The organism is Mycobacterium scrofulaceum, assembly GCF_002086735.1.
Taxonomy (GTDB): Bacteria; Actinomycetota; Actinomycetes; order Mycobacteriales; family Mycobacteriaceae; genus Mycobacterium; species Mycobacterium scrofulaceum.
This window is the reverse complement of record NZ_MVIJ01000012.1, coordinates 80,638-95,071: the sequence shown is the minus strand read 5'-3', so window position 1 is coordinate 95,071 and position 14,434 is coordinate 80,638. Positions and strand designations below refer to the sequence as shown.

General features: G+C 69.9%; 11 protein-coding genes and 1 riboswitch. Of the genes, 5 read left to right on the top strand and 6 right to left on the bottom strand.

The window, feature by feature from the left end; translation table 11 throughout:
- Nucleotides 1-53 precede the first annotated feature (53 nt).
- Both BST44_RS10495 and BST44_RS10490 read left to right on the top strand, forming a co-directional pair.
- Nucleotides 54-956, top strand: a complete 903-nt coding sequence (locus tag BST44_RS10495) for an alpha/beta fold hydrolase (protein WP_083177060.1) — start codon at nt 54-56, stop codon at nt 954-956.
- Complete coding sequence (locus tag BST44_RS10490) at nt 957-2,198, top strand: WS/DGAT domain-containing protein (RefSeq protein WP_083177059.1); 1,242 nt, start codon at nt 957-959, stop codon at nt 2,196-2,198.
- Here the strand turns inward: BST44_RS10490 and BST44_RS10485 are convergent, their stop codons facing one another.
- Nucleotides 2,199-2,813: a MarR family transcriptional regulator gene (locus BST44_RS10485; protein ID WP_083177058.1), complete on the bottom strand. Its 615-nt coding sequence runs from the start codon at nt 2,811-2,813 to the stop codon at nt 2,199-2,201. It abuts the gene before it with no gap.
- Complete coding sequence (locus tag BST44_RS10480) at nt 2,810-4,390, bottom strand: pyruvate, phosphate dikinase (protein ID WP_083177057.1); 1,581 nt, start codon at nt 4,388-4,390, stop codon at nt 2,810-2,812. The genes BST44_RS10485 and BST44_RS10480 overlap by 4 nt, the downstream gene beginning before the upstream one ends.
- Before the next feature lie 200 nt (nt 4,391-4,590).
- On the opposite strand from BST44_RS10480, the gene BST44_RS10475 reads away from it, so the two are divergent.
- A complete protein-coding gene (locus BST44_RS10475; protein WP_083177056.1) occupies nt 4,591-5,100 on the top strand; it encodes a DoxX family protein in 510 nt (169 codons plus the stop codon).
- Here the strand turns inward: BST44_RS10475 and BST44_RS10470 are convergent, their stop codons facing one another.
- Nucleotides 5,101-6,453: an HNH endonuclease signature motif containing protein gene (locus BST44_RS10470; RefSeq protein WP_083177055.1), complete on the bottom strand. Its 1,353-nt coding sequence runs from the start codon at nt 6,451-6,453 to the stop codon at nt 5,101-5,103. It abuts the gene before it with no gap.
- 87 nt (nt 6,454-6,540) lie between these two features.
- Entirely contained in the window at nt 6,541-7,905 is a 1,365-nt protein-coding gene (locus BST44_RS10465; protein ID WP_083177054.1) for a flavin monoamine oxidase family protein, read from the bottom strand.
- A 117-nt stretch (nt 7,906-8,022) separates the two neighbouring features.
- On the opposite strand from BST44_RS10465, the gene prpD reads away from it, so the two are divergent.
- A complete protein-coding gene (gene prpD / locus BST44_RS10460) occupies nt 8,023-9,531 on the top strand; it encodes a 2-methylcitrate dehydratase PrpD (protein WP_142274446.1) in 1,509 nt (502 codons plus the stop codon).
- 121 nt (nt 9,532-9,652) lie between these two features.
- Here prpD and BST44_RS10455 read toward each other — a convergent pair whose 3' ends face one another.
- A complete protein-coding gene (locus tag BST44_RS10455) occupies nt 9,653-9,883 on the bottom strand; it encodes a hypothetical protein (RefSeq protein ID WP_083177052.1) in 231 nt (76 codons plus the stop codon).
- A gap of 123 nt (nt 9,884-10,006) precedes the next feature.
- Between BST44_RS10455 and BST44_RS10450 the strand changes: the two genes are divergently transcribed.
- Nucleotides 10,007-11,731 (top strand): DUF3556 domain-containing protein, encoded by a 1,725-nt coding sequence (locus tag BST44_RS10450; protein WP_083177051.1) that lies wholly within the window; start codon nt 10,007-10,009, stop codon nt 11,729-11,731.
- Nucleotides 11,732-11,801: 70 nt separating this feature from the next.
- Here the strand turns inward: BST44_RS10450 and metE are convergent, their stop codons facing one another.
- Nucleotides 11,802-14,072 carry a 5-methyltetrahydropteroyltriglutamate--homocysteine S-methyltransferase gene (gene metE / locus BST44_RS10445; protein WP_083177050.1) on the bottom strand — a complete coding sequence of 757 codons (2,271 nt, stop codon included), beginning with the start codon at nt 14,070-14,072 and terminating at the stop codon, nt 11,802-11,804.
- 148 nt (nt 14,073-14,220) lie between these two features.
- Nucleotides 14,221-14,384, bottom strand: a riboswitch (cobalamin riboswitch).
- Nucleotides 14,385-14,434: the final 50 nt, after the last annotated feature.

Genomic DNA, 14,434 nt, shown 5'->3' with positions numbered 1-14,434 from the left:
CCCGCACGCGTTAGGTTGGTCCGTGCGGACGCGCCGCCGAGCAGGGAGTGAACATGGGTGAACCTGGCTGGATCGACGTGCCCAGTCCTGCGGGGGACCTGAAGGCACTCACCTGGGGGTCCCCCGCTGCCCCCCTTGCGTTGTGCCTGCACGGCTTCCCCGACACCCCTTACGGGTTCCGCAAGATCGCTCCCCGGCTCGTCGACGCGGGATGGCGCGTGGTGGCGCCCTTCATGCGCGGATATGCGCCGTCGTCGATCCCCTCCGACGGCAGTTATCACGTCGGCGCGATGATGGACGACGCCCTGCGGGTGCGGTCGGCGGCGGGGGGGACCGACGCCGACGTGGTGATCGGCCACGACTGGGGCGCGATCGCCACCACCGGCCTGGCCGCCATGCCCGACAGCCCATTCACCAAGGCGGTGATCATGTCGGTGCCGCCGTCGGCCGCCTTCCGGCGCAAGGCCGGTGCGGCCGAACGGGGGCGCCTGGCCGGGCACCTGGCGCGGCAGCTGTTCCGCAGCTGGTACATCATGTACTTCCAATTGCCTGTGGCGCCAGAGCATTCCGCGTCCTGGGTGCTGCCGCTGCTGTGGCGGCGGTGGTCCCCGGGCTACCGCGCCGACGAGGACCTGCGCCACGTGGACGCGGCGATCGGAACGCCCGAGAGCTGGCACGCCGCGCTGGGCCCGTACCGCGCCCTCCGCGACACCCGGCCGCCGGCGCAGTATGCCGAACTGAACAAACTGTGGACCGAAGAGCCGGTGTGGCCGTGCCTGTACCTGCATGGCCGCGACGACGGCTGCATGACACCGGCTTTCGCCCGCTGGGCCGAGAAGGTGCTGCCGCCCGGCAGCGAGGTGGCCATCGTGGAGCACGCGGGGCACTTCCTGCAGCTCGAACAACCCGACAAGGTCGCCGACCTGGTGCTCGGGTTCATCGGCTCACCCGGCTGAATGTCGGCGCAGCGGATGGCCGCCGTCGATGCGCAGTTCTACTGGATGTCGGCCAAGATCCCCAACGACGAGTTCCTGCTGTACGCGTTCGACGGCGAGCCCGCGGATTACGCAGAGGCCGTCGAGCAACTGCGCCGGCGAGCTGACGCCTGCCCAGGGCTGACGCTTCGGGTGCGCGATCGCGGACCGTGGGCATACCCGCAGTGGATTCCGGCGGCCGACTCGCCCGACCGGGCGGTCCGCCACGAGCTGGACGACCGCGGCTGGGCCGGCTGCCTGGCGGCCGTCGTCGCCCTCGCCGCCGACCAGCTCGACGCCCGCCGGTCGCCCTGGCGGCTGCATGTCTTCCCGGCGGTGCTCGGTATCCCGGGCGTCACCGGCCCGGGCTGTGTGGCGGTGCTGCAGGTCGCGCACGCCCTGGCCGACGGGGCGCGGGCGTCGGCGATGGCGGCCTGGCTGTTCGGTCGGAACGACCCCGTGCGCTCCGTGCCGCGGCCGCGGGCGGGGTTCCTGCCCTGGCGGGCCGCGCAGGCGGCCCACGCCCATCGCCGGCTGGAGCGCGACACCCGAGCGGGCGTGCTGCCGGCCGGTGCCGGTCCGCGGCCCCTGCTGCCGACGAACGCGCGTCCCGGCCCGATCCGTTCGGCACGCACGCTGGTGCGCCGCCGCGAGCAGCTGCGCGGCCCCACCGTTACCGTCGGGGCGCTGACGGCGATCTCCACGGCGCTGTCCCAGCTACTCGGTGACGCCGCCGACACGCTGGGCGCCGAAGTGCCGACGGCCAAACCCGGTGCAGCGCAAGCCTTTAATCACTTTGGCAACGTCACCGTGGGGCTGTATCCCAAGCTCGGACCCGAAGACCGCGCCCAGCGGATCGCGGCGGAGCTGGCCAACGGCCGGCGCCGGTTCGCTGATCCGGCGACGCGCTGCGCCGACCGGGCCTTCGCCGCGGTACCCGCGGCCCTGTTGCGCTGGGGCGTGGCGCAATTCGACGCCGACACCCGGCCGACACAGGTCTCCGGCAACACCGTGGTGTCCAGCGTTCACCGTGGCGCGGCCGACCTGAGCTTCGGGGGCGCCCGGGTGGCGCTCACTGCCGGTTACCCGGCGTTGTCACCGGTGATGGGCCTGACGCACGGCGTGCACGGCATCGGCGACACCATCGCGATCAGCGTGCACGCGGCCGAGTCCGCCGTTCCCGACATCGACGCCTACGTGGAGCTGCTCGAGGCGGCGCTGTAGCTACTGCGCGTCGCCGGATCGGGCCGCTTCCTCACGGGTCATGCCGGCGGCGGTGATCAGTTCCTCGTGCAGCTCGAACCACACGGTGTGGTAGGAGTCGACGAGCGGCCGGGTCAGCCAGGCAGTCTCGCCGTCGTGCACTTTGCCTAGGGCCGCAGCCAATTTCGCCGAATAACCGCGCAACCGTGGCAGCTGCGCCGCGGCCGACTCGACGATCGGCAGCACACGGGCGTGCACGTCGTCGAGGCGGGCCAGCACGGCGGCATCGTATTGCGCGTCGTCGTGGGTGTTGGGGGTGCCGCCGGGGCCGCCCTTGAGCTGCCACTGGGTGACCACGGCCTTGAAATCGGCGTTGACGGGGCGAAAGTCGTCGTAAGCGGCGCGCAGCGCGGCGCGGTCGGCGCCGCTGCGCTCCTCTTCGAGCAGGGACGCGAGCCGCTCACGCCCGGCCGGGGTGAGCCGCACCATCGGGCCGTCGACCAGTAGACCCGCCGCGGTCAGCCGGTCGACCACCGCCGCGACGTCGGCGACGTCCTCGGTCAAGGTGGCGGCCAGCTCGGCGGGACGCACCCGGCCTTTCAGCCGAACCGCCTGCAACACGGCCAGTTCCGTCATCGGGCGGTGCCCCCGGCCAGGCGCAGCGCGGTGAGCATGACGATGAGCGGGGTGGCCGCCACGACGTCGGTATGCCCGCTGTCCATGGCGGCCGCCACGGCGGCCTCCGTGGCGTCATCCAGCGCCAGGTGGTCGCCGGAGGTGTGGGCGCGCAACGGGCTGATCCGCCGCGCGATGTCGGCCAGCTCGCGCAACTCGGCCGTATCGCTTTCCGACCACGCGGACAAGCTCAGCTCGCCCTCCCGCACTTCGCCTTTGGCGCCGTCGACGGTGATCAGCTTGCCGGCCAGCGACGCGGCGACGCCTTGGCCACAGCCGACCACCGCCACCCGGCCGAGTTCGCGGCTGACCACCGCGGCGTGGCTGGCCGCGCCGCCCACCTCGGTGACGATGGCCTGGGCGGCCAGCATGCCCGAGACATCCTCCGGCCTGGTGTGGTCGCGCACCAGGATCACCGACTCGCCGCGCTCGGCGGCGTCGAGTGCCTCGTCGACGTCGGTGTATGCCCTGCCCGACGCCACCCCCGGGCACGCCGGCAGCCCTCTGGCCAAAAGCTTTGCGGCCAAACGCACTTCCGGCTGCAGCGCGGGCAGCAGCAGCGTCTGTACGTGCGCCGGGGTCACCCGACGCAGCGTCTCGGCGTCGTCGATGAGCCCCTCGTGACGCAGGTGCAGCGCCAGGCGCACCGCGGCCTGAGCAGACCGCTCGGCATCGCGAGTCTGCAGCAGCCACAGCTTGCCGTTCTCGACGGTGAACTCGATCTCTTGCACGTCGGACCCCAGCCGCTCGAGTTTCTCGGCGGCGTCCATCAATTCGTCATAGACGGCCGGCTGTTCGTCGCGCAGTGCGGCGATCGGTTCGACGTCGACCGATCCGGACACCACGTCGTCGCCCTGGCCACCGGGCAGCCATTCGCCGAACGGTTCGTCGTCGCCGGTGACGGGATTGCGCGAAACGAGAACGCCGGCACCGGAATCGGGCCCGCGGTTGCCGAACACCATCGCCTGGACGACGACGGCGGTGCCGCTGCGCTCCCCGACGCCGTAGTGCGTGCGGTAGGCGACCGCGCGCGGTGAGTTCCACGACGCGAACACCGCCTCGATGCCGGCGCGAAGCTGCGCGAAGGGGTCGGCGGGCACCGGCTCGTGTTGGTCCACTCCGACGATGCGCCGGTACATCCGGTCGAACCGCCGGCGGGTGTCGCGGGCGAACGCCGCGGCGCCGCCCGCGGCCAGCGCTCGCTCGACGTCATCGTTCATGCCGAGGTCCAAGATCGTGTCCATCATCCCGGGCATGGACTGGGTGGCCCCCGAGCGCACACTGACCAGCAGGGGACGCGGGCCCCGCCCGAACGTGCGCGAGGTCTCCGCCTCCAGCCAGCGCATGCGGTCGAGCACGTCGTCCCAGACCGCGTCCATCGTTGCCCGCGGGTCGCCGAGGTAGCGCAGGCCCACCTCGGTGGTGATGCAGAACGCGGGCGGCACCGCCAGGCCGTGCCGGCGCATGGCCTCGATGCCGTGGCCCTTGTTGCCCAGCAGCTGCCGGGGGTGAATCGCCGTGCCGTCCAGCAACACCACGGAATGCCCGTCAGAAGCGGTCCCGGACGTGTCACGGCGGGCGCCGCTGCCTCGTGCCGTACGCGCCGTGGTGCACCCCCTCGTGGTCAGCTGCCGTTACGCCAACGTCGGAACGCCCGCAATGGTCCCACACGGACCTGCGGAGTTAGCTGCTCGGCGGTCCTGTTGTCCGGTCCGACCGATGATCTAGGTTTGCAGGTATGACTCCCTACGACGTCGGGTTACTGATCCTGCGGCTGGTGTTGGGCGTGACGTTGGCCGCGCACGGCTACAACAAGTTCTTCGGTGGCGGCCGCATCCCGGGAACCGCGCGGTGGTTCGAAAGCATCGGCATGAAGCCGGGCAAGTTCCACGCCACCGTGGCCGCGACCACCGAGATGGCCGCCGGGCTGGGCCTGGCCGCTGGGCTGCTCACCCCGATACCCGCCGCCGGCTTCGTGTCGTTGATGCTGGTCGCGGCCTGGACCGTGCACCGCGCCAACGGCTTCTTCATCGTCAAGGAGGGCTGGGAGTACAACCTGGTCCTGGCGGTGAGCGCCGTCGTCGTCGCCACCCTGGGCGCCGGAAGGCTCAGCCTGGACTACGTGGTGTTCGGGCACAACTGGATGGACGGCTGGCGCGGCCTGCTGATCTCGGTGGTGCTCGGGCTCGCCGGCGCGATTGGCCAGCTGGTGATCTTCTACCGTCCGCCCGCTAAGCAGGCTGGTTAGCTAGGGGTCCTCCTCGGCCATCAGCTTTTCGGGGTGGTGGTAGGCGTTGGTGCGGCGTTGCCCGCGGTCGTGGTGGGGTGGCGGGATCCATTCGGTCTCGCCGTCGGCGCGTCTTCGAGTGGTCCAGCCCTTCTCCAGGAGCCGGTGATGCGGTCCGCAGGCAAGGGTGAGCTGATCGATGTCGGTGCGGTGCGAGTTAGCCCAGTCTTCGACGTGGTGGACTTCGCAGTAGTAGCCGGCGACGTCGCAGCCCGGTGCCGAGCAGCCGCGATCCTTGGCATACAAGACAATTCGCTGTCCCGCCGAGGCCAGCCGTTTAGCGTGGTACAGCGCCAGCGCTTTGCCCTTATCGAATACGGCCAGATAGTGATGAGCGTGCCGAGCCAGGCGGATCACGTCGGACATCGGCAAGATGGTGCCCCCGCCGGTCAAGCCCTTACCCGCGGCGGCTTCCAGGTCGGCGAGCGTGGTGGTCACGACGATGGCCGCCGGTAACCCGTTGTGCTGGCCGAGGTTCCCGCTGCACAGCGTCGCTCTTAGCGCGGCGTTGAGGCCGTCGTGGTTCCGCTGAGCCGCTGTGCGGGTGTCGCGCTGCACCGCCTCTTCGGGCGCTTCGCCGTCGACCACCGGCGTGTCGTCATCCGGGTTGCACATGCCGGGCGCGGCGAGCTTGGCCAGCACCGCTTCCCAGGTGGCGCGGGCCTCGGGGGTGAGCCAGCCGCTGAGGCGCGACATGCCGTCGCTGTCCTGGGTGCCCAGGTTCACTCCGCGGCGCCGAGCGCGGTCTTGGTCGGTGAACTGGCCGTCCGGGTTGAGGTAGCAGGTGATGCGCTCGGCGACTTTGCGCAGACTCTCCGGGCGATGAGCGCTCGCCCAGCGGGCCAGGTCGGCCTCGGCGGCTTGCCGGGTGGGGGCGTCGACCCAGCAGGGCAGCTCGTCGAAGAAGCGGTGGATGACCGCGATGTGCGAAGCCCCGACGAGCCCGGCGCGCTGGGCGGCCGCGGTGGCCTCGTAGTGCGGTGCCAGCGGCTCTCCCGTCAGCGCCTGCCGCCTGCCCAGCGTGCGAGCGTCGGTGATCCGGCGAGTGGCTTCACCGCCGGTGATGCGCAACCGGTCGGCCAGTACGTGCGCGAACTTGCCGCCGAGTTCTGCCGGCGTGGCCTGGGAGTCGATCTGGCTGATCAACGCGTGGCCGGCCACGGGCAGTCGCCGCATCTCGCGTTCGAGCGATTCGAGATAAGTGAAGCGCTCGGGCGTGGTCAGCGCATCGTAGGAGTGCTCGGCGATGCGCGAGACGACCTGGTGCAGCGCGGCATAGTCCGCCGCTATCGCCTCACGATCACTCGAATTCATGTTCGAATGTTATCGCCGCCCACCGACATTGAATGGCGATGAGGACACTGCTGAAACGCAAGTGGCGCAAGTGATTCCGGCGGGCCGCTAGACGACGGCGGCGGCCTCGGCTTCCCGTACCTCGGCGGCGGCGCGCTCACCGGAGCGGATCGCGCCGTCGATCCACCCGCACATGATGGTCGAACTCTCGGTTCCGGCCCAGTGGATGCGGCCGCACGGCTCGCGCAGGGTGTAGCCGAATTCGGTCAGCACGCCGGTCGGGGCGTGGCCGATCATTCCGCCGCCGGAGTAGCGCTCGATGGTCCAGTTCTGCTCGTGGTACTCCTGCGGCGTTCTCGCCCTCTCGCCGAACCGGTCGACCAACTCGCCGACGAGCGCCGCCCTGCGCTCGGCCTCGGTGAGCTTCGTGAGCCGCCGCGCCGCGGGCCCTTCGGTGATGACGCACATGACGCCGGGGGTGCCGGTGTCGGTGCAGGCGTCGATCGTCAACGTTGCGGGCGTCCCCGGCGCGGCCGACTGACCCGACAGCCCGTCGGCGCGCCAGAACGGCTCGTCGTAGATGATCGACGTCTTGATGACCGCGCCGCTCGGCATCCGCTGGTGCAGCATCGCCCGATCCACCGGCAGCATCGGCTCGTAGACGATCGAGGAGGCGACGGCGAGCGGGATCGCCACGATCACCCGCCGCGCGCGGATCGTCAGGTCGGCCGCGGTGACGGTCACGCCGTCCGGATCCTGGGCGATCTGCCGGACCGGTTGCGAAAGGTGGACCGCGTCACCGAGTTCGGCCGCGATGGGACCGTAGATGGCGCCCATTCCGCCGACCGGGCGGGCGTCCTGGGAGCCGCCCTCGCCCGAAATCGCGAACGTCAGTCCGCCCGCCGACGCCGTCTGCAACAACCCCCACAGCAACGACGTCTCCGACGCCGCGGAGGTGTAGAGGCCGGCAAAGGCCATGTCCAGCATTTCGCGGGCCTGCTTGGACATGGTGTTCTGCTCGATCCATTCCCCGATGCTGATGCGGTCCCACTCGTGCGCCTGCTTGGCCTCCCAAGGGGCTTCCCGCGGAAGTGTTTTGGCCATCTTCTCGATCGACAGCAACCCGACGCCGAGGTTGGCCACCGCCCACGGGCTGATCGTCCAGGGGATGGTGCCGCCGTAGCGGTGCTTCTTGCCGTCGACGATCATCATGGCGTCGCCGTCGTTGTGCTGCTTGTACTCGGGGACGCCGAACTCGTCCATCAGCGCGTAGATCCGATCCTGCCCCGGTCCGATCCACGCGCCGCCGCGGTCGATCCACGATCCGTCGGGGCGGTGCTCGGTGAAGGTGCGGCCGCCGACCCTGTCTCGCGCCTCCAGCAAGGCCACCGAATGGCCGGCCCGCTTCAATCGCAGGGCCGCCGTCAGGCCCGCGAATCCCGCTCCGACCACGCAGTAATCGACCTCTGACACGGCTGGCTCCTCAACCTATGTCCCGCCCCAGCAGCAAACTACACCGCGGCCCGCACCGGCGGTGGCGGGTTAACGCAGATTTCTGCGCGCGTTCTTGCCGGCCATAGGGTGCGGATTGTGTTGACGCATACGGTTCGCGCGCGGCGCAGCTCCGAAGACTTTCCCCGCGCCGAGCACCTGGCGGCCAAGATCGCCGCCGTCGCCGCCGATCCGGTTGCCGTCGAGCCGGCGACCGCCGAGATGGTGGCGAACCGCATCATCGACAACGCCGCGGTCAGCGCCGCCGCCGTGCTGCGCCGGCCGGTCACGGTGGCGCGGCGGCAGGCGCTGGCGCATCCCGCGCGGCGCGGTGCCCGCGTCTTCGGCGTCGACGGCACCTACTCCACGGAATGGGCGGCCTGGGCCAACGGCGTCGCGGCGCGCGAACTCGACTACCACGACACGTTTTTGGCCGCCGAGTACTCGCACCCCGGCGACAACATCCCGCCGCTGGTCGCGGTCGCCCAGCAGCTGGGCCTGCCCGGCGCTGACCTGATCCGCGGCCTGGCCACCGCCTACGAGATTCAGATCGACCTGGCCCGCGGAATCTGCTTGCACGAGCACAAGATTGACCACGTCGCACACCTGGGCCCGTCGGTGGCCGCCGGCATCGGGACCATGCTGCGGCTGGACACCGAGACGATCTACCAGGCGGTCGGGCAGGCGCTGCACCTGACCACCAGCACCCGGCAATCCCGCAAGGGGCTGATCTCCAGCTGGAAGGCGTTCGCCCCCGCGCACGCAAGCAAGGTCGCCATCGAGGCGGTGGATCGGGCGATGCGCGGCGAGGGCGCGCCGGCGCCCATCTGGGAGGGCGAGGACGGCGTGATCGCCTGGCTCCTCGGTGGACCCGGGCGCGAATACCGGGTGCCGCTGCCCGCTGCCGGCGAGCCCAAGCGCGCCATCCTGGACAGTTACACCAAGGAGCACTCGGCGGAGTATCAGAGCCAGGCGCCGATCGATCTGGCGCGGCGGCTCCGCGAGCGGATCGGCGGTCTCGACGAGATCGCGTCCATCGTGCTGCACACCAGCCACCACACCCACGTCGTGATCGGAACGGGCTCGGGGGATCCACAGAAGTTCGACCCGGACGCGTCGCGGGAAACCCTCGACCACTCGCTGCCCTACATCTTCGCGGTCGCGCTGCAGGACGGGAGCTGGCACCACGAGCGGTCCTACGCTCCCGAGCGGGCCCACCGGCCCGACACCGTCGCGCTGTGGCGCAAGGTCTCGACGGTCGAGGATCCGGAGTGGACCCGCCGCTACCACTCGACGGATCCGGCCGAGCAGGGGTACGGGGCGCGCGCCGAGATCACGCTGAAGAGCGGGGAGATGATCGTCGACGAGCTGGCGGTGGCGGACGCGCACCCGTTGGGGGCGCGGCCGTTCCGTCGCCCGGAGTACGTGGCGAAGTTCACCCGGCTCGCCGGCGACGTCGTCGAACCGGCCGAGCGCGAGCGGTTTCTTGCTGCCGTGGAAGCGCTGCCCGATCTGCCGCCGGGCGACCTCGACGCGCTCACGCCCCAGGCCGATCCGCGGGTGCTGCAGCGGGCGCCGGTGATCGCGCCGGGGATCTTCGGTCGGTGAAATCGCTTGTGCGCTGATGGCTTTGAGTGTGCGTCAGCGGCGGAGCCAGCGCGGATTTCCCGCCCTCAGCGCACCCGCAAAGCCCTCAGTTCACGCCGCGAAGCCGCGGGCGATCGCGAGCTTAACCGGGACCGCCGTATTGCCACACCAGGTCGTGTCCGCCGGTCATCGTGGGGTTGCACCACATCGTCCTGTTGTTGGCGTCCTGGGTGGTCGCGTGCAACACCGTGCAGGGATCGCCCGGCGCGGGCGCGTCGGCCCGGGCGGCCGGTGACACCGCGGCAATCGCCGCCAGCATCGCGGCCGTCGCCGCCAGCATCGCGGCCGGTATGAGATTTCGAAGCCTGCTCATGGTGGACGCCTCCCGGGGACCGCGCCGATCCGCTTTCACGCTATCCGGCGGCGAAGTCGCAGGCAAAGGATTCTTGCCCGGCTTGAGTGCCGCGCGCCTAGAACACGTTCTAATCTGACCACCATGGGATTTCTGAAGCCTGAGCTGCCGCAGCTCGACATGGCCGAGTGGAACAAGGGCACCCGTAGCGAGAAGATCCGCCCGATGGCCAAACACTGGGCCGAGGTGGGCTTCGGCACGCCGGTCGCGCTGCACCTGTTCTACGTCGCCAAAATCCTGCTCTACATCCTGGGCGCGTGGCTGTTCGCCTCGGCCACCGCGGGCCTCGGCGGGTTCACCAACGTCGCGAAGTGGTGGTCGGAGCCGATCGTGTTCGAGAAGGTCGTCCTCTACACGATGCTGTTCGAGGTCGTCGGGCTCGGTTGCGGGTTCGGGCCGCTGAACAACCGGTTCTTCCCGCCCATGGGGTCGATCCTGTACTGGATGCGGTTCGGCACCATCCGGCTGCCACCGTGGCCGGACCGGGTTCCCCTGACCGCTGGCACCAAGCGCAAGCCGATCGACGTCGCGCTGTATGCGCTGTTTTTGCTGCTGACGCTCAGCGCGCTGTTCGCCGACGGCAGCGGGCCGATACCCGAGCTGGGCACTACGGTCGGGTTGCTGCCCGCCTGGAAGATCGTGCTGATCCTGCTGCTGCTCGGGGTGCTCGGGCTGCGCGACAAGGTGATCTTCCTGGCCGCCCGTGGCGAGGTCTACGCGACCATGGCGGTGACCTTCCTGTTCGGCGGGGTCGACATGATCGTCGCGTCCAAGGTGGTGTTCCTGGTCATCTGGATGGGCGCCGCGACCTCGAAGCTGAACAAGCACTTCCCGTTCGTGATCTCGACGATGATGTCCAACAACCCGCTGGTGCGGCCCCGGTGGCTGAAGCGGCGGTTCTTCGAGAAGTTCCCGGACGACCTGCGGCCCGGGCGGCTGTCGCGGTGGCTGGCGCACCTGAGCACCGCGATCGAGATGCTGGTGCCGCTGCCGTTGTTCTTCTGCCACAGCGGCTGGCCCATCACGGTGGCCGCCATCGTGATGGTCTGCTTCCACCTGGGGATCCTGGCGTCGATCCCGATGGGTGTGCCGCTGGAGTGGAACGTCTTCATGATCTTCGGCGTGCTGTCGTTGTTCGTCGCGCACGCCCGCCTGGGCCTGCGCGACCTGAGGCACCCGGTGGCGGTGGCGATACTTTTCGGCGTCATCGCGGGAATCGTGGTGTTGGGCAACATGTTTCCCCGCAAGATTTCGTTCCTGCCGGGGATGCGGTACTACGCCGGGAACTGGGACACGACGCTGTGGTGCATCAAGCCCTCGGCCAGCGACAAGATCGCCCGGGGCGTCGTGGCGATCGCCAGCATGCCGCAGGCCCAACTGGAGCGGTTCTACGGCAGCCCGGAGGCCGCGCAGATCCCGCTCTACATGGGATACGCGTTCCGCGGGTTCAACACTCACGGCCGGGCGCTGTTCACGCTGGCGCACCGGGCGATGGCGGGGCAGAACGAGGACGACTACGTGCTCACCGACGGCGAACGCATCTGCAGCACCGCGATCGGCTGGAATTTCGGCGACGGCCACATGCACAACGAACAGCTGATCGCCGCGCTGCAGCAGCGTTGCCACTTCGAGCCGGGCGAGGTGCGGGTGGTGCTGCTCGACGCCCAGCCCATTCACAAGCAGACCCAGGCCTACCGGCTGGTTGATGCGGCGACGGGCGAGTTCGAGCGCGGCACCGTCCGGGTCGCGGACATGGTGACCCGGCAACCGTGGGCCGACGACGTGCCCGTCGAGGTGCTGTCCGAGTAGACTGCGCGAGCAGACGCAAAATCGCACGTTCCGAGCCGGAAACGTGCGATTTTGCGTCTGATCGGCGGGGCTAAGCCCCCGTGCGGACCTCCCGCGCGGCGGCGACCATGTTGCGCAGCGACGCCGTCACCTCGTCCGCATTGCGGGTCTTCAGCCCGCAGTCGGGGTTGACCCACAGCCGTTGCGCCGGAACGGCTCGCAGTGCCGCGCGCAGCGACTCCGCCATTTCCGCGGTGCTGGGGACCCGCGGCGAGTGGATGTCGTAGACGCCCGGGCCGACGCTGTTGGCGAAGCCGGCCGCGTTGAGGTCGTCGAGCACCTCCATGCGTGACCGGGCCGCCTCGATGGACGTCACGTCGGCGTCCAGGTCCGCGATGGCCCCGATCACCTCACCGAATTCCGAGTAGCACAGGTGGGTGTGGATCTGCGTGGAGTCGTCGACCCCCGAGGTGGCCAACCGGAAAGAGCCTACGGCCCAACGCAAGTAATCCTGCTGATCCGCGCGGCGCAGCGGAAGCAGCTCCCGCAGCGCCGGCTCGTCGACCTGGATGACCGCGATGCCCGCGGCCTGCAGGTCGACGGTCTCGTCGCGAATGGCCAGCGCCACCTGGTTGGCGGTGTCGGCCAGCGGCTGATCGTCGCGGACGAAAGACCAAGCCAAGATCGTGACCGGACCGGTGAGCATGCCCTTCACCGGCTTGTCGGTCAACGACTGCGCGTATTTGATCCAGTCGACGGTCATCGGGTGGGTGCGAACGACGTCGCCGTACAGGATCGGCGGCCGCACGCAGCGGCTCCCGTACGACTGCACCCAGCCGTTCTGCGGCGCGAAGAATCCCTCCAGCTGCTCGGCGAAGTACTGCACCATGTCGTTGCGCTCGGGCTCGCCGTGCACCAACACGTCGAGCCCGAGCTCCTCCTGCAGCTTGATGACGTCGGCGATCTCGTTGCGCATCCGCCTCTCGTACTCCGCCCGGTCGATCTCGCCGGCGCGCAACGCGGCGCGCGCCTTGCGGATCGCGGAGGTCTGCGGGTAGGAGCCGATGGTCGTCGTCGGCAGCGGCGGCAGGTGCAGGCGCTCTTCCTGCTTGACGCGGCGTGCCGCCGCGTCACCGCGGTGAGTGCCCGACCCGACGATCGAGTCGATGCGGGCGCGTAGTTCGTCGTTGTGCAGGCGCGGATCGCTCCTGCGCGACGCCACCGCGGCGTTGGACGCGGCGATCTCCTCGGCGACGGCGTCGCGTCCTTCGCGCAGTGCGCGCGCGAGGGCCACCACTTCGGCGACCTTCTCCTGCCCGAACGCCAGCCAGCCGCGCAGCGCGTCGTCGAGATCGGTTTCCGGTTGCAGCGCGTACGGCACGTGCATCGTGGAGCACGAGGTCGAGACCGCCACCGCGGCAGCGGATCCCAGCAGTGTACCGAGTTTGTCGAGCGCGGCCTCCAGGTCGGTTCGCCAGACGTTGCGTCCGTCGACGACGCCGGCGACCAGGGTCTTGTCGGACAGCTCCGGTATGCCGGCGATCCCTGTGTCGGCGCCGTACACCAGGTCGACGCCGATGGCCTCGACCGGCGTGCGGGCCAGTCCGGCCAGGGAGGGGCCGGGGTCACCGAAGTAGGTGGCGACGAAGATGCCGGGGCGGTTGCTCACCTTGCCCAGCGCGTTGTACGTGGCCTCGGCCAGCGCCGGGGCGTCGGGGGAGATGTCGGTCACCAGCGCCGGCTCGTCGAACTGCACCCACTGCGCGCCGTTCCCGGCCAGCAGCGTCAACAACTCAGCGTAGATCGGCACCAGCTCCTCGAGCCGGCCGATCGGCGCGCCGCCACCGTCGACCGCCTTGCTCAACAGCAGGAAGGTGATCGGCCCGATGACCACGGGGCGGGCGGGGATCCCTTGCCCCATAGCCTCTTTCAGTTCGGAAAGCACCTTGCCGGGGTTGAGGGAGAAGGTGGTGGCGGGCCCAATCTCGGGGACCAGGTAGTGGTAGTTCGTGTCGAACCATTTGGTCATCTCCAGCGGCGCGACGTCGGAATTGCCGCGCGCGGCGGCGAAGTAGCGGTCCAGATCGTCGGGCACCCGGGCGGCCCGGGCCGGCAGGGCGCCGAGCATCACCGCCGTGTCCAGCATCTGGTCGTAGTAGGAGAAGGTGTTCACCGGGACCGAGTCCAGGCCGGCGGCGGCGAGGCCTGCCCACATCTCGCGGCGCAGCGTGGCGGCAACGGATTCCAGCTCGGATCGGCTGGTGCGTCCCGCCCAATAGCCCTCGGTGGCGCGCTTGAGTTCGCGCTTGGGGCCGATGCGGGGGGAGCCGGTAACGGTGGCGGTGAAGGGTTGTGCGGTCACGGTGTGTCCTATCCATCTGCGGGGTGGTCACCGCCGGAGGACGCGCAGCCGATCCGCCGCGGTGTGCACCTTGCGCACACCGCAACGCGCTCGGCCAAACGCCCATTCCACGAGGCGATGAGCCGCCGGACGCGGCGCGCCCGGCACGGCTGGCAGGTCTTCGGACTCGCAGGCGCGCACCGGCCGGTGCTCCTACTGGCCGTCGCTTCCCAGTCTTTCGACCAGTGCTTGGTTGACGGCGGTCGTTCCTGCATACCGCTGCGGGACAGTCCCGGGCTCTCACCGGGTTCCCTCTCGCGAAGCGTTACCAACTCGCCTCGCTCGATGCTGTTGCCTTGCGGCGACAGCAGACCAGCTGCGCA